The organism is Azoarcus sp. DD4 (genome assembly GCF_006496635.1).
Classification (GTDB): domain Bacteria; phylum Pseudomonadota; class Gammaproteobacteria; order Burkholderiales; family Rhodocyclaceae; genus Azoarcus.
On record NZ_CP022958.1, the window covers coordinates 1,881,092 to 1,896,387 of the forward strand.

The following is a 15,296-nucleotide window of genomic DNA, read 5'->3' on the forward strand; positions in this document are numbered from 1 at the left end:
TCAGGGATTCAAACAACAAGATCGAACGCGCCGGCGACGGCGCATAGAACGGAAAGCAACGATGACGGATATTCCCCTCCTCAGTCTGGCGATCTGGGTGCCGATAGTCGGCGGGCTACTGGTGCTCGCCACCGGTTCCGACCGCAACGCCCCGATGGCACGAATGCTGGCTCTGCTGGCCTCGATTGCGGGCTTCATCGTCACCATTCCGCTCTATACCGGTTTCGACCTGTCTTCGAGCGCGATGCAGTTCGTCGAACTCGCACCTTGGGTGCCGCGGTTCAACATCAACTACCACCTCGGTGTGGACGGCATTTCGGTGCTGTTCCTGTTGTTGAATGCCTTCATCACCATCATGGTGGTGCTGGCTGGCTGGCAGGTCATCGAAGAGAAGGTTGCGCAGTACATGGCCGCCTTCCTGATCATGTCGGGCCTGATGAACGGCATCTTCTCCGCGCTCGACGGCGTGCTGTTCTATGTCTTCTTCGAGGCCTCGCTGATTCCGCTGTACCTCGTCATCGGCATCTGGGGCGGTCCGAATCGCGTGTATGCAGCCATCAAGTTCTTCCTCTACACGCTGCTCGGCTCGCTGCTGATGCTGATCGCCTTGCTCTATCTGTTCATGGAGGCGGGCGGCTCGTTCAACATCCTCGACTGGCATCAACTGCCGCTGGGGATCGAGGCGCAAACACTGATCTTCTTCGCCTTCCTGATCGCGTTCGGGGTAAAGGTGCCGATGTGGCCGGTGCATACCTGGCTGCCCGACGCACACGTCGAGGCGCCTACCGGTGGTTCGGTGGTGCTGGCTGCGATTGCGCTGAAACTCGGCGCCTACGGCTTCCTGCGTTTCTCCCTGCCCATCGTGCCGGACGCTGCCCAGGAGCTCGCACCGCTGGTCATCGCGCTGTCGCTGATCGCCGTCATCTACATCGGCTTCGTGGCGCTGGTTCAGGCGGACATGAAGAAGCTGGTGGCGTATTCGTCGATCTCGCACATGGGGTTTGTCACACTGGGTTTCTTCATGTTCAACCCGCTCGCCATCGAAGGTGCGCTGGTGCAGATGATTTCCCACGGTTTCGTCTCGGGTGCGATGTTCCTTTGCATCGGCGTCCTCTATGACCGCGTTCATTCCCGACAGATTGCCGATTACGGCGGCGTCGTGCACACGATGCCGAAGTTCGCGGCCTTCTTCATGCTGTTCGCGATGGCGAACTCGGGTTTGCCGGCAACCAGCGGCTTCGTCGGCGAGTTCATGATTGTGCTCGGCGCCGTTCAGTACAACTTCTGGATCGCTTTCCTGGCTGCGACGACGCTGATCCTGGGCGCGGCCTACACGTTGTGGATGTATAAGCGGGTGGTGTTCGGCGCGGTGGCAAACAAGCATGTTGCCGAACTGGAGGACATCAACGGGCGCGAATTCGCCTTCCTCGGCATCCTTGCGTTGTGCGTGCTGGCGATGGGTCTGTATCCCTTCCCCTTCACGGAAGTGATGCATGCATCGGTCAATGAACTCCTCCGTCACGTCGCCGTGAGCAAGCTGTAAGCGCGCAGGCGAGACACTTAACCGGACTGGTCAGAAGATGAACTTTGTTGTCCCCGACTTCTACCCCGCAGCGGCGGAGATTTTCGTTGCCGTGATGGCGCTCGCGATCATGCTGGCGACAACCTTCGCGCGCAGCATCGCCCGCAGCCTCGCCTACGGTCTTACCCAGGTGACATTGATCGCGGCCGCTTTCATCACCATCTACACGATGCAGGGTGAGGTGGTGGCGACCTTCAACAACATGTTCATCAGCGACCTGATGGGAGACTTCCTGAAGTTGCTGATCTACTTCTCGATGGCCATTGCGCTGCTCTATGGCCGCAGCTATCTCGCTGATCGCAACATCGACAAGCCCGAGTACTACCTGCTCGCGCTGCTGATGACGCTGGGCATGATGGTGATGGTGACGTCCAACCACATGCTGACGATGTACATCGGCCTGGAGATGATGTCGCTGGCGCTTTACGCCCTGGTCGCCTTCGATCGCGACTCCGCGCGATCGACCGAGGCGGCGATGAAATACTTCGTGCTCGGCGCCCTTGCTTCCGGTCTGCTGCTCTATGGCATGTCCATGATCTATGGCGCGACCGGTACGCTGGAGTTCTCAGGTATCGCACAGTCGGTATACAACCAGGCGGCGAACGACACTGTGCTGCTTTTCGGCGTCGTTTTCCTCATGGCTGGCATCTGCTTCAAGCTTGGCGTGGTGCCTTTCCACATGTGGATTCCGGATGTCTATCATGGCGCCAGCACGGCGGTGACGCTGATCATCGCCACGGCGCCCAAGTTTGCTGCATTTGCAATGGCGGTACGGTTGCTGATCTGGGGTCTGTTCGATATTGCCGAGCAGTGGCAGACCATGCTGATGTTTGTCGCGATCCTGTCGATCATCCTCGGCAACCTGGCTGCGATCGCGCAAACCAATCTGAAGCGCATGCTGGCGTATTCGGGTATTTCCCACATGGGCTTCATGTTGCTGGGACTACTGTCCGGCGTAGTGGAAGGTGACCGGCACTTTGCGCTGAATGCGTACAGCTCGGCGATGTTCTACGCGATTTCCTACGTGATCATGAGTCTCGCGTCGTTCGGCATGATCATCCTGCTGTCGCGCGCGGGCTTCGAAGCCGAGAACATCGACGACTTCAAGGGTCTTAACAAGCGTAGCCCGTGGTTTGCAGCCGTCATGATGTTCGTGATGTTCTCGATGGCCGGCGTGCCTTTCTTTATCGGCTTCTTCGCCAAGATGGCCGTGCTGCAGGCGGTCGTCGCTGCGGGATATTTCTGGATCGCGGTGGTCGCGGTGCTGATGTCCGTGATCGGCGCGTTCTATTACCTGCGTCTGGTCAAAGTCATGTACTTCGATCCGCCGGTCGATACGGCACCGATTCGGGCCCCCGCGGAATTGCGGGTGCTGTTGTCGGCCAACGGTCTGGCGATTGCCGCGCTGGGGATTGCGCCGCAGGGTCTGATGTCGCTGTGCGCTTACGCGCTGCTCGCGTCGCTCTGATCCGGCTGTCATCTGCCCCCCGCCTTCCTGGCCGATGCGTCAGGGGCGGGGGTTTTGTTTGTGAATTTCGATTTGCGTCGTCGAAGAGGTAGTGCATGAATGCCGACAATATGGATCCGCTTGCCGAAAGCGAACTCAACTCCGAAGCGGTGTTCGACGGCGTACTGCTCAAAGTCAGGCGTGACCGGGTGTTGCTGCCGGATGGCAAGGAGTCCGTGCGCGAATACATCCGTCACCCGGGCGCCGTCGTGATCGTTGCCGTGCTGCCGGATGGCGGCTTGGTGTTCGAGCGACAGTTCCGCTATCCACTACGGCGCAGTTTCCTCGAGCTGCCGGCGGGAAAGATCGATGCCGGCGAACACATCCTCGACTGCGCCAAGCGTGAACTCCGCGAAGAGACAGGTTACGAGGCGGCCGTGTGGCGCCACCTGGGGGTGATGCATCCGTGCATCGGATACTCCGACGAGCGCATCGAGGTCTTCCTGGCAACGGAATTGTCGGAAGTGGGGAGCGCACTCGAAGACGGCGAGTTTCTGGAAATACTGTCTTTTTCTCCCGCCGAGGCGAGGGCTGGGGTACTGGATGGCCGCATCACGGACGCGAAGACGATATCGGCGCTGTTCCTCGCCTTGCCGCTTCTGTCCTGAGTCGGCCCGTCGGGGGCCGCGAGGACGCGGTCGTCGCCGACAGCAAAGAGCCCCGCTGGCGTTTGCCGCGGGGCTCTTTGCTTTTCCGGAATGCCGCGAGGCGTCCGGAGAGTCCGGCCGGAGAGCGTTAAACCTGCTCTCCGGCTGGTTCGGCGTTCAGCCGCAGGTGCCGACTGCGCCGCAGGCGGTGCAGAAGTCGCAGCCGTCCTTGCGGATCACGGTGTGGTTGCCGCATTCCTTGCATAGAGAACCCTGCATCAGCTTGGGTTCGCTTTCGTCGCGCGGCGCTTCGAGTATGCCCATCTCGCGCATCGGATAACCCTTTTCATCGAGCACGCCGAGCATCGCATACCGATGGATGATGAGTTGGGCCATGTAGGCGACGGTGCTCGGGTAGTTCTGCTGGCGCTTGGTGCCGGGCACGAAGGCCATGAAGTCGCCGAGCGGCTCCGGGTAGTTCAGCAGTTTGCGCAGCTTCATGCCGATCCACGCCGGGTCCATCACCCGCATGTCGAGCGAGAGGATGCGGGTCAGGCCGTCGAGCGCACGCGGATAGTTGCCGGACAGCCACACCGAGTAGGGACGGGTGACGCTGGCGGAATAACCGTCCTGCGCAGGCAGCGTGATTTCCTTCAGGCCGAGGACGAAGTCTTCACCGGTGGCGGGGTTGTAGATATCGACTGTCCACGACAGCGTGCCGTCGGTGCCGGTCTTGGGCTCCTCCAGGCTGAACAGGGTGTCGAGCACTGGGGTCGGGCCTTCCTTTTCGAAGGCGCCGAGCGTCTCGCAGCGATAGTTCACCACCTGGGCGAAGGCCGAGACCACGCCGGGGAAAAGCTTCTTCTCGCCGTGGGGCGGGAAAGGCATCTCGAACGATTTTTCGCCGACGGTGCGGGCGAGCGTGTCGAGCTTGAGCTTGAGCCAGCCGTGGTCGTTGGCACGCATGTCCATCGACAGGGTCTTGGCCACTGCGCCGAGGCCGCGCGGCTGGTCGGCGCCGTTCACCCATACTTCGAAGGGGAAGGTGCCGCCGTTGGTGCCGAACTGGCCGACGAAGAGGGCGAAGTCGCCCGCCGGGGTACCCAGCATGTAGGTCCAGGCCAGGTTGCCGTCGGGCAGTTCCGGACGGCCCGGCCAGCGCAGCGAGGCGAGCACCGGCGCCGGCAGGCTCTTGATCGAGAGGCGCTTGTTGGCGTCGGGAATCTCGACGTCGTGCGGCTGTTTCTGTTCGCTGGTCGGCGTGACCGACAGCACCGAGCCCAGTACCGAGTTGGGGCGGTAGGTGGCGAGGCCCTTGAGGCCGGCCTTCCAGGCGGTCAGGTAGAGGTCTTCGAAGTCGGCGTAGGGATAGTCTTCCGGCACGTTCACCGTCTTCGAGATCGACGTATCCACGTAGGGGGCGACCACCGCGACCATGTCCTTGTGGGCCTGGGCGGAGATTTCCAGTGCGGTCACGAAGTAGGGCGGCAGCTGCTCGACGTTGCCGCCGATGTGCTTGTACAGCCGCCAGGCGTAGTCCTCGACGGCGTATTCCTTGAAGGTGCCGTCGGCCATGCGCTTGCGCCGGGTGTAGGTGTAGGAGAACGGCGGTTCGATGCCGTTGGACGCGTTGTCGGCGAAGGCGAGCGAGATCGTGCCGGTGGGGGCGATCGACAGGAGGTGCGAATTGCGGATGCCGTTCTTGCGGATCTTGTCCTTCACTTCGGCCGGCAGGCGCGAGGCGAAGTTGCCGCCCGACAGGTACATGTCGGCGTTGAACAGCGGGAAGGCGCCGCGCTCCTTGGCCAGGTCGGACGAGGCAAGGTAGGCGCGGTTACGCATGTATTCGGAGATCTTGCGTGCTTCCTCGCGTGCTTCCTCGCTGTCGTAGCGCTTGCCCAGCATGATCAGCGCGTCGCCCAGGCCGGTGAAGCCGAGGCCGACGCGGCGCTTGGAGTCGGCTTCCTTCTTTTGCTGTTCGAGTGGCCAGTGGGTGGCGTCGAGCACGTTGTCCAGCATGCGGATGGAGATGTCCACCACCTTGCCGAAGGCGGCGTAGTCGAATTCCGCCTTGTCGGTGAACGGGTGCTTGACGAAGGGCGTCAGGTTGACCGAACCCAGGCAGCAGCAGCCGTAGGGCGGCAGCGGTTGTTCGGCGCAGGGGTTGGTGGCCTCGATGGTCTCGCAGTAGTACAGGTTGTTGTCCTGGTTCATGCGATCGAGGAAGAGGATGCCCGGTTCGGCGTGGTCGTAGGTCGAACGCATGATCTGGTCCCACAGATCGCGCGCGCGCACCTTGCGGTACACCCACAGTCCGTCGTCGCGCTGGTAGGCGCCGGCTAGCTTGAGCTCATCGGCCGGTTCGGCCTTGTGGGCGAGTTCGACGTCGCCGTCGGCTTCCACCGCCTTCATGAAGGGGTCGGTAACGCCGACCGAGATGTTGAAGTTGGTGAGGTCGCCGTGGTCCTTGGCGTGAATGAATTCCTCGATGTCCGGATGGTCGCAGCGCAGCACGCCCATCTGCGCACCACGGCGGGCGCCGGCGGATTCCACCGTCTCGCAGGAGCGGTCGAAGACGCGCATGTAAGACACCGGGCCGGAAGCATTGGAGGCGGTGCCGCGCACCATCGCGCCCTTCGGGCGGATGGACGAGAAGTCGTAGCCGACGCCGCCGCCGCGGCGCATGGTTTCGGCTGCCTGGGCGAGCGCGGTGTAGATGCCGGGGCGGCCGTCGACCGCTTCGGTCACGGAGTCGCCCACCGGCTGCACGAAGCAGTTGATCAGGGTGGCGGCGAGCGAGGTACCGGCGGCGCTGTTGATGCGGCCGGCGGGAACGAAGCCTTTTTCCTGCGCTTCGAGGAACTTGGCCTCCCAGTGGGCGCGCTTGTCTTCCGGCTCGATGGCCGCCAAGGCGCGGGCGACGCGTTTGCGGACGGCGGTGATGCTCTGTTCGTCGCCCTTGGCGTATTTTTCGATCAGGACTTCACCGGAAATTTCCTGCGGAAGGAGGGTGCTGGCGTCGCGTTTGGCGTTGCTCTGGGTGGTCGTGCTCATGGCTTCGGTCTCTTCTTCCCATGTGTTGTTGCGTGCCGGAAGGATAGCTTGTTGGGCGACTTTTCGCAAAGAATAAAAATAACCATAAAAACAAATAGATATAAAAATAAATTGTGCGTCAAGAAATTTTAAAGCACTAGATGTAGTAGTGCTTTTTGCATGCTTCCTGCGCCGAAAACCCAGTAGATTCGCGGGCTTGGCTACTGCGACCGGCAATCTCCGGGCTGGTTTGCACCACTACCGGCGGTGGTTGGCGGACGTCGCCGCACCAACACGGCAGGTCGCGGGTTCCGGCGGTGGATGCATATGGCTTACGGCGCATATAATGGCTCCAGGCTTTGTCATGGGAGCCGGCTGCATGAATACGCAAGATCTGCGGAGCCTGGTCGGGACCGTCGCGCAGCGTCATGGCGGCGCATCGACCAGCCTGCTCCAGATACTGATCGAGGTGCAGGACGTTGCCGGCCATCTCTCGCCGCCGCTGCTCACGGCCGTGGCCGCCGAACTCGGCTTGCCTCGCGCCCGAGTGGAGGGCGTTGCCGGTTTCTACAGCTTTCTGCATACCGAGCCGGTTGGCCGTTACCACGTCCTCTTTTCCGACAACATCACCGAACGCATGCAGGGCTCCACCGAGCTGATGGCGGCGCTATGCGGCAAGCTCTGGGTCGAGCCGGGCCGGGTTTCGGAGGACGGCCTGGTCAGCATCGCCCGGACCTCCTGCATCGGCATGGGCGATCAGGGGCCGGCAGCGCTGGTGAATGGGCGACCGCTTACACGTTTGACCCATCAACGCGTCAATGAGATCGCCGAGTTGGTCAGGCGCGCGGTGCCGCCGGAAGCCTGGCCGGCGGCCTTCTTCACGGTGGAAGACAACATCCGTCGGGCCGACGCCTTGCTGGGCAGTGCCATCGTGGCCGGTTCCGCGCTTGCTGCTGCGATACGCCTGGGACGTACGGCCTGGCTCGACGAGATGCAGGCCGCCAACCTGCGCGGCCGCGGCGGCGCGGGTTTCACCACTGCGGTGAAGTGGGCCGCCTGTCGCGAGGCCCCGGGCGAGGACAAGGTGGTGGTCTGCAACGCCGACGAGGGCGAGCCCGGCACCTTCAAGGATCGCGTGTTGCTCACCCGCATGGCCGACGCCGTGTTCGAGGGCATGACGCTGGCGGCTTGGGCGACCGGCGCGCAGCAGGGCTTTCTTTACCTGCGCGGCGAGTATCGCTACCTGTTGCCGCATCTGCGCGCGACGCTCGAGGCGCGCCGCCTGGCCGGTCTGCTCGGGCGCGGCATCCTGGGCGAAACCGGTTTCGACTTCGACATCGACATCCACCTCGGCGCAGGTGCCTATATATGCGGTGAAGAGACGGCACTGCTCGAATCGCTCGAAGGCAAGCGTGGCACGCCGCGCATCCGGCCACCGTTCCCGGTGACGCACGGTTATCTCGGCCGGCCGACGGTGGTGAACAATGTCGAGACGCTGGCCAAGACCTGCCTGATCGCCCTGCACGGCGGTGCAGCCTTCGCTGCCACCGGCACAGCGCAGTCGACAGGCTCCAAGCTGCTGTCGGTGTCGGGCGATTGCGCCTTCCCGGGCATCTACGAATACCCCTTCGGTGTGCCGGTGGAGCGGGTGCTGGAGGACTGCGGCGCCTCCGACACGCAGGCGGTGCAAGTGGGGGGCGCGGCCGGCATCACCCTGGCGAGCTACGAGTTCCATCGCCGCATCGCCTTCGAGGATGTACCCACCGCCGGTGCCTTCATGGTGTTCGACTCCAGCCGCGATCTCTTCGAAGTGGCGCGCAATTTCGTCGACTTCTTCGCTCACGAGAGCTGCGGCTTCTGCACCCCGTGCCGCGTCGGTACCAGCTTGCTGAAGAACGCGATGGACAAGCTTGCCGCCGGTCACGGCGCCAAGCGCGATCTGGCCGACATCGAGTGGATCGACCGCCTGCTCAAGAATGCCAGCCACTGCGGCCTTGGTTCGGCGGCGCCCAACCCGGTGCTGGACACCCTGCTCAAGTTCCGACCGGCCTACGAACGCCGCCTGAAGACGCTGGATTTCGAGCCGGCCTTCGATCTCGACGCTGCGCTCGCACCGGCGCGACGTGCCACCGGGCGGGACGATGCCGCTGCCCATCTTGCCAACCACGACACCACGGCGGCGGGGGCCCAGGGCAGCCGCGCACCGCGACATGGAGAAGGACAATGAGCCGGCAATTCCTGTTCGACGGCCGCCCGGTGCCCTTCGAGGAAGGGCAGACCATCCTGCAGGCCGCGCGTGCGGCCGGCCACTACATCCCGCATCTGTGCTGGCATCCGGACTTTCCGCCGCATGGCTCGTGCAAGCTGTGTGTGGTCAAGGTCGCCGGCCGCCATGTGTCGTCCTGTGCGCTGCCCGCCAGGGAGGGCATGGAAGTCGAGAGCAACACGCCCGAGATCAACGCCGAGCGCCGCACGCTGCTGCAGATGCTGTTCGTCGAGGGCAACCATTTCTGCCCCTCGTGCGAGAAGAGCGGCAACTGCCAGCTGCAGGCGCTTGCCTACGATCTCGAGATGAGCGCGGGCCGCTTCAATCACTTCTACCCGGATCGCCCGGTCGACGCCTCGCACCCCGACGTGCTGCTGGATTTCAACCGCTGCATCTTCTGCGAGCTGTGCGTGCGGGCCAGTCGCGATGTCGACAACAAGAACGTGTTCGCGCTGACCGGCCGTGGCATCGGCAAGCACCTGGTCGTGAACGCGGAATCCGGCCGGCTGGGCGATACCGACTTCGCTGCCGACGACCTGGCTGCCGACATCTGTCCGGTGGGCGTCATCCTGAAGAAGCGCGTCGGCTTCGCCGTGCCCATCGGCCAGCGCAAGTACGACGAGGCGCCGATTCATACGGTTGCCATGGCGCGCGACGAATAATGAGAGCTGCGGGCAGACGATGCCCGCCGGGAGGCGAAGATGGAACACCGCAAGCTGCGCATCGCCACGACCTCGCTCGCCGGCTGTTTCGGCTGCCACATGTCCTTGCTCGACATCGACGAGCATCTGTTCGAACTGGTGGAACTGGTCGAATTCGACCGCTCGCCGCTGACCGACATCAAGCAGTGCGCGCCCTGCGACATCGGCCTGATCGAAGGCGGCGTATGCAACGCCGAGAATGTGCACGTGCTGCGCGAGTTCCGCCGCCACTGCAAGACCCTGATCGCGGTAGGCGCCTGCGCCATCAACGGCGGCCTGCCGGCGCAGCGCAATCATCTCGACCTCGGCGCCTGCCTGCAGGAGGTCTATTGTTACCGTGAAGGGCTGGATGCGCCGGGCGTACCGGACGACCCCGAACTGCCGCTGCTGCTCGACAAGGTGCACCCCATCCACGAGGTGGTGCGCGTCGACTATTTCATCCCGGGATGCCCGCCTTCGGGCGAGGCGATCTGGAAGTTCCTCACCGACCTGATCGCCGGGCGCACGCCGCGCCTGTCGTATCCGATGCTGCATTTCGATTGAGACCTGTCATGAGCTTTGAACTGGAAACCGCCGAGGCGCGCGAGAGCCTGCGCCGCCTGGTCATCGACCCGGTGTCGAGGGTGGAGGGCCACGGCAAGGTGACGCTGCTGCTCGACGCTGCCGGGGAGGTGCGCGAGGCGCGCCTGCATATCGTCGAGTTCCGCGGCTTCGAGGTCTTCATCCAGGGACGCCCGTACTGGGAAGTGCCGGTGATGGTGCAGCGCCTGTGCGGCATCTGCCCGGTAAGCCACCACCTCGCGGCCTCTAAGGCGCTGGACCGTGTGCTGGGGGCGCAGTCGATCACGGCCAGTGCGCAGAAGCTGCGCCGCCTGATGCACTACGGCCAGATCCTGCAGTCACACGCGCTGCACTTCTTCCATCTGTCCTCGCCGGACCTGCTGTTCGGCTTCGATGCCGAGGTCGGCAAGCGCAACATCGTCGGCGTTGCCGCCGAATACCCGGACATCGCCCGCCAGGGGGTGCTGCTGCGCAAGTTCGGCCAGGAGATCATCCGCGCCACCGCCGGCAAGCGCATCCACGGTACGGGCGCCGTGCCGGGCGGCATGAACCGCCACTTGTCGGTGGCGGACCGCGATCTGCTCAAGGCCGACGCCGGCCGCATGGTGTCGTGGAGCCATGGCGCGGTCGAACTCGTCAAGCGCCTGCATCGTGCCAATCCTGCGCTCTACGACGGCTTCGGCACGGTCGCCTCCGGCTTCATGAGTCTGGTACGGGCGGATGGCGCGATGGACCTCTACGATGGCCAATTGCGCTTCCGCGATGCCGACGGCGCCATCATCCGCGACGCGGTCCCGGACCAGGACTACCATCGCGTGCTGCGCGAAGAGGTCAAGTCCTGGAGCTACATGAAGTTTCCCTACCTCGCCGAACGGGGGGCGGAACAGGGCTGGTACAAGGTCGGTCCGCTGGCGCGGGTGCAGAACTGCGATTTCATCCCGACGCCGCTGGCCGAGGCCGAGCGCCGCATCTTCCTCGACCATGGTGCCGGCCGGCCGGTCCACGCGCCGCTGGCCTATCACTGGGCGCGCATGATCGAGATGCTGCACGCCGCCGAACTCATCCGCGACCTGCTCGACGATCCCGACCTCTTGGCGGGCCCCTTGATGACCGACGGCGTGCGCAGTGGCGAGGGCGTGGGGATCATCGAGGCGCCGCGTGGCACGCTCATCCACCATTACCGTGTTGGAAACGACGACCTGGTGACGATGTGCAATCTCATCGTGTCCACCACCCACAACAACCAGGCGATGAACAGCGCGGTGCGCGAAGTCGCGCGCCAGACGGTGTCCGGCAAGGCGCTGACCGAGGGGGCGCTCAACAGCATCGAAGTGGCGATTCGCGCCTTCGATCCCTGCCTCTCGTGTGCGACCCATGCGCTGGGACGGATGCCGCTGGAGGTCGACATGTTCGATGCCGCCGGGCAATTGGTGGACCATGTGCGGCGCGATTGAGGCGCGGACCATGAAAGGGCCGATGCGGCCTTGCTGGAGGATGCGATGCACGTTGTCGTGATCGCCGTCGGCAACGATGCCCGCGGCGACGACGCACTGGGCCCCATGCTGCTGACGCGTGTCACCGAGGCCGGTTTTACCGGGGTGAAGACGCAGCTCGAGTTCCAGCTGCAGGTCGAGCATGCCCTGGACCTGGCCGGCGCCGATCTGGTGCTCTTCATCGATGCGGCTCACGGCTTGCGCCACCCCTGCGAGTTGCAGGAGCTCGAACCGGCGCGGGCGACACCGGCATTCAGCCATGCCCTGGCGCCGGAAGCGGTGCTCGCGGTGTTGGAGCAGCTCGAAGGGCACGCGCCACCGTCCTTCCAGCTGTCGGTGCGGGGCGAACGCTTCGGCCTCGGTGAGGCCTTGTCGCCGCTGGCCGAAGAGGCGTTCGACCACGCCTGGGAATTGCTCGCGACGCTGCTGTCAGCGCCCGGACTGCTTGCCTGGCGCCGGCTTGCCGGCATGCATCGCCACTAGCGTCAGGCTGCCGGCGACGATGCCCCAGAAGGCCGAGCCGATGCCCAGAATGCTGGTGCCGGACGCCGTGACCAGGAAGGTGACGAGCGCCGCTTCCCGTTCCTTTTCATCGCGCAGCGCTGTCGCCAGGCCGTTGCCTATGGTGCCGAGCAGCGCAATGCCCGCGATGGCCAGCACCAGTTCGCGTGGAAAGGCGGCGAACAGCGCCCCTACGGTACCGCCGAGCAGCCCCAGCAGCAGGTAGAAGCCCCCGGCGGCGACGGCAGCGAGATAGCGCCTGGCCGGATCCTCGTGCGCCTCGCGGCCCATGCAGATCGCCGCGGTGATGGCGGCCAGGTTGAGCGCGAAGCCGCCGAAGGGCGCCAGCAGCAAAGTGGCGATACCGGTCCAGCCGATGACCGGCGATATCGGCACGCGGTAGCCCGACGCGCGGATGACGGCGATGCCCGGCACGTTCTGCGAGGCCATCGTCACCACGAACAGCGGCAGTGCGATGCCGATAGTGGCGCCGAGCGAAAAGGCGGGCGGCGTGAACACCGGGGTTACCGTGGTCAGCGAGATCGTCTCGAGGTGCAGCAGTCCCTGGCCGCCGGCGATCACGATGCCCAACGCGAGCGCCGAAACCACCGCATAGCGCGGCCACAGCCGGCGGCCGGCGAGGTAGGCGCAGAACATCGCGAACACCAGCACGAAGCGGTGCTGCATGACCACGAAGACGTCGAACCCGAAGCGCAGCAGCACGCCGGCCAGCATGCCGGCTGCCAGCGCCACCGGGATACGGTTCATCAGGCGTTCAAAGAGCCCGCTGAAGCCTGCCAGGGTGATCAGCACGGCGCACAGCATGAAGGCGCCGATCGCCTCGCTCATCGGCACGCCCGCGCCGGCGGTGATCAGCATCGCGGCCCCCGGCGTGGACCACGCGGTGAGCACCGGTGCGCGATAGCGCAGCGACAGGGCGATGGACGTCGCTCCCATGCCGAGGCCGAGCGCCCCTATCCAGGAAGCGATTTCGTCCGGGCTGGCGCCGAATGCCCCCGCAGCCTGGAAGACCAGCACCGCCGAACTGGTGAAACCTACGAGGACGGCGACGAAGCCGGCGATGACGGCAGACAGCGACAGCTCGCGCCACCACGCCGTCGTGGTGGCGTCGCCTGGGGCGGGCGGGGTCAATTGACGCGCAGCTTGGGGAAGAACAGCGAGACGTAGGCCGCGAGGTTGAGTTCCGCATCCTCGCGGATGCGGCCGAGGCTTTCGGGCGACATGTCGAGCTGGGTCCAGACCATGGGGTCGATGGTGGCCGCTGCCGCCTCGCTCGTCTCGCCCTTGCGGTCGGCCGCGACGATGTGGCTGGCGACGTGCAGGATGGCCGCGTCGAAGGTGTATTCGCCGCCGAGGCGCGGCACGATCTGGGCGCCGATCACTTCGGCGAAACAGGACGGCAGGCGCCAGTGGTTCATCAGTGTGGCGCCGAGTTCGGCGTAGTCGCAGCCGACGACGCGGTGCTCGACCTCGTGCAGCGCCTGACCGGTGGTGTCCGAGGTGTGCTGGGCTTCGAGTGCCAGCGCCGGTACGGTCTGGTACATCACCAGGTGGCCGAGATCGGCCAGCAGGCCGATGACGAAGAGCCGCTCGGCAGTGGGCTGGCCGCAACCGCGGGCGATGCTGCGCGCGGCCAGGCCGCACATCACACTGCTGCGCCAGAAGCGCGCCATGTCCATCCGCTCGGGCTGGATGCCGGCGAACACCGAGCTGATGGACATCGCCAGCACGAGGTCGTGCACCTGCTGCAGGCCGAGGATCTGGACTGCGCGACCGACGGTGTCGATTTGGCCGCCGTAACCGTAAAGCGCGCTGTTGACCAGCCGCAGCAGGCGCGCGGTCAGCGCAGGGTCGGCCGAGACCAGGCGGGAGACCTCGATGACGGAGCCGTCGGGCGAATCCAGCTGTTCCCGGATGCGGTGGTAGACGGAAGGCAGCGAGGCGAGCGCTTCGACGTGGCTGACGAGTTCCAGGGCGGAATGCATGGCGAGGTTTCCAGTGTGACGCGCGGATTATCGGCCATCGTGCGCCGGTCGGGAATGCCGCGGCATGAAAACCACGGGTTCGGCCGGCGGCAACTCCGGTTGCAGGGTGACATGGGATATGCCGAATCGTTCGGCCAGCAGCTGCTGCAGGCCGGCAAGAATCGTGGGCCAGCGCCCGGTCTCGGTCAGCACGATGTGGGCCGACAGCGCGGTACGCTGCGAACCGAGGCTCCAGATGTGCAGGTCGTGTACCGAGCGCACGCCGTCGATACTCGCCATCGCCCGGCCGACATCCGGCAGCGACAGGTGGTCGGGCACGCCCTCCAGCAGGGTGTGCACCACGTGGCGCAGCAGCGACAGCGTCGAGGCGAGAATCAGGCCGCAGATCAGCATGGTCAGCAGCGGGTCGATGGTGACCCAGCCGGTGAACTGGATGACCAGGCCGGAGGCCAGCGCAGCTACCGAGCCGAGCAGGTCGCCCAGCACGTGCAGCAGCGCGCCGCGGGTGTTGAGGTCGCCCTCGCCGCGGGTCAGCAGCCACGCCACCGCCAGATTGAGCGCGAGGCCGGCGAAAGCCACCAGCGTGACCGTCTCTCCCGATATCTCGCGTGGCGTGGTCAGCCGCAGAATCGCCTGCCACAGCAGGGCCGCGACCAGCAGGAGCATGAAGAGGCTGTTGGCCAGCGCGGCCAGGGCTTCGACCCGCGGCAGGCCGAAGGAATGGCGGGCGCTGGCCGGACGGCGGGCGACACGGGCGGCGAGGGCGGCCAGCCCCAGCGCCATCGAATCGGTGACCATGTGGCCGGCGTCGCCGAGCAGCGCGAGCGAACCCGACCACCAGCCGGCGATCGCCTCCACCGCGGCGAAGCCGAGCGTCAGCGCGAGGGCGAGCGGCAGCCAGCGGCCGGCGCCGTGATGGTGGCCGTGATGCCCCGGACCATGGTCGTGCGCATGCTTGTGGTCATGGTCGTGTGCCTCCGCATGCGCGTGATCGTGGTCGTGTCGATGCGGAACGGTGCCGTGGTCGTGATGAGCTGCCATGGATGAGAAGGCTGGTGG

12 protein-coding genes are annotated in these 15,296 nt (G+C 65.0%); 8 read left to right on the forward strand and 4 right to left on the reverse strand.

The features are described from left to right. The first annotated feature begins 61 nt into the window (after positions 1 to 61). The 3 genes from CJ010_RS08820 (at position 62) to CJ010_RS08830 (ending at position 3,697) form a co-directional block, all read left to right on the forward strand. Complete coding sequence (locus CJ010_RS08820) at positions 62 to 1,543, forward strand: NADH-quinone oxidoreductase subunit M (RefSeq protein WP_141017689.1); 1,482 nt, start codon at positions 62 to 64, stop codon at positions 1,541 to 1,543. Between the two features lie 37 nt (positions 1,544 to 1,580). After that, on the forward strand, positions 1,581 to 3,050 hold the full coding sequence (gene nuoN, locus CJ010_RS08825; protein WP_141017690.1) for an NADH-quinone oxidoreductase subunit NuoN: 1,470 nt from the start codon (positions 1,581 to 1,583) through the stop codon (positions 3,048 to 3,050). Between the two features lie 95 nt (positions 3,051 to 3,145). Then, positions 3,146 to 3,697 carry an NUDIX domain-containing protein gene (locus tag CJ010_RS08830; RefSeq protein ID WP_141017691.1) on the forward strand — a complete coding sequence of 184 codons (552 nt, stop codon included), beginning with the start codon at positions 3,146 to 3,148 and terminating at the stop codon, positions 3,695 to 3,697. 156 nt (positions 3,698 to 3,853) lie between these two features. On the opposite strand, the gene CJ010_RS08835 is transcribed toward CJ010_RS08830, so the two are convergent. Further along, positions 3,854 to 6,730 carry an adenosylcobalamin-dependent ribonucleoside-diphosphate reductase gene (locus tag CJ010_RS08835; protein WP_141017692.1) on the reverse strand — a complete coding sequence of 959 codons (2,877 nt, stop codon included), beginning with the start codon at positions 6,728 to 6,730 and terminating at the stop codon, positions 3,854 to 3,856. Between the two features lie 358 nt (positions 6,731 to 7,088). On the opposite strand from CJ010_RS08835, the gene CJ010_RS08840 reads away from it, so the two are divergent. The 5 genes from CJ010_RS08840 to CJ010_RS08860 are packed head-to-tail and all read left to right on the forward strand — an operon-like array spanning position 7,089 to position 12,213. After that, entirely contained in the window at positions 7,089 to 8,936 is a 1,848-nt protein-coding gene (locus CJ010_RS08840; protein ID WP_141017693.1) for an NAD(P)H-dependent oxidoreductase subunit E, read from the forward strand. Next, complete coding sequence (locus tag CJ010_RS08845) at positions 8,933 to 9,637, forward strand: 2Fe-2S iron-sulfur cluster-binding protein (protein WP_141017694.1); 705 nt, start codon at positions 8,933 to 8,935, stop codon at positions 9,635 to 9,637. The genes CJ010_RS08840 and CJ010_RS08845 overlap by 4 nt, the downstream gene beginning before the upstream one ends. Positions 9,638 to 9,676: 39 nt before the next feature. Continuing rightward, positions 9,677 to 10,219 (forward strand): NADP oxidoreductase, encoded by a 543-nt coding sequence (locus tag CJ010_RS08850; protein ID WP_141017695.1) that lies wholly within the window; start codon positions 9,677 to 9,679, stop codon positions 10,217 to 10,219. Between the two features lie 8 nt (positions 10,220 to 10,227). Next, positions 10,228 to 11,691: a Ni/Fe hydrogenase subunit alpha gene (locus CJ010_RS08855; RefSeq protein ID WP_141017696.1), complete on the forward strand. Its 1,464-nt coding sequence runs from the start codon at positions 10,228 to 10,230 to the stop codon at positions 11,689 to 11,691. Between the two features lie 45 nt (positions 11,692 to 11,736). Next, positions 11,737 to 12,213, forward strand: coding sequence for a hydrogenase maturation protease (locus tag CJ010_RS08860; protein ID WP_141017697.1), 477 nt, complete (start codon positions 11,737 to 11,739; stop codon positions 12,211 to 12,213). Here CJ010_RS08860 and CJ010_RS08865 read toward each other — a convergent pair. From CJ010_RS08865 to CJ010_RS08875, 3 genes are read right to left on the reverse strand one after another with little or no spacing between them, the layout of a single operon-like run. After that, entirely contained in the window at positions 12,160 to 13,383 is a 1,224-nt protein-coding gene (locus CJ010_RS08865; RefSeq protein ID WP_141017698.1) for a benzoate/H(+) symporter BenE family transporter, read from the reverse strand. The two genes, CJ010_RS08860 and CJ010_RS08865, sit on opposite strands and share 54 nt — an antisense overlap. Then, positions 13,380 to 14,237 (reverse strand): HDOD domain-containing protein, encoded by an 858-nt coding sequence (locus CJ010_RS25265; RefSeq protein WP_141017699.1) that lies wholly within the window; start codon positions 14,235 to 14,237, stop codon positions 13,380 to 13,382. The genes CJ010_RS08865 and CJ010_RS25265 overlap by 4 nt, the downstream gene beginning before the upstream one ends. A gap of 27 nt (positions 14,238 to 14,264) precedes the next feature. After that, complete coding sequence (locus tag CJ010_RS08875; protein ID WP_141017700.1) at positions 14,265 to 15,278, reverse strand: cation diffusion facilitator family transporter; 1,014 nt, start codon at positions 15,276 to 15,278, stop codon at positions 14,265 to 14,267. Between the last annotated feature and the right edge of the window lie 18 nt (positions 15,279 to 15,296).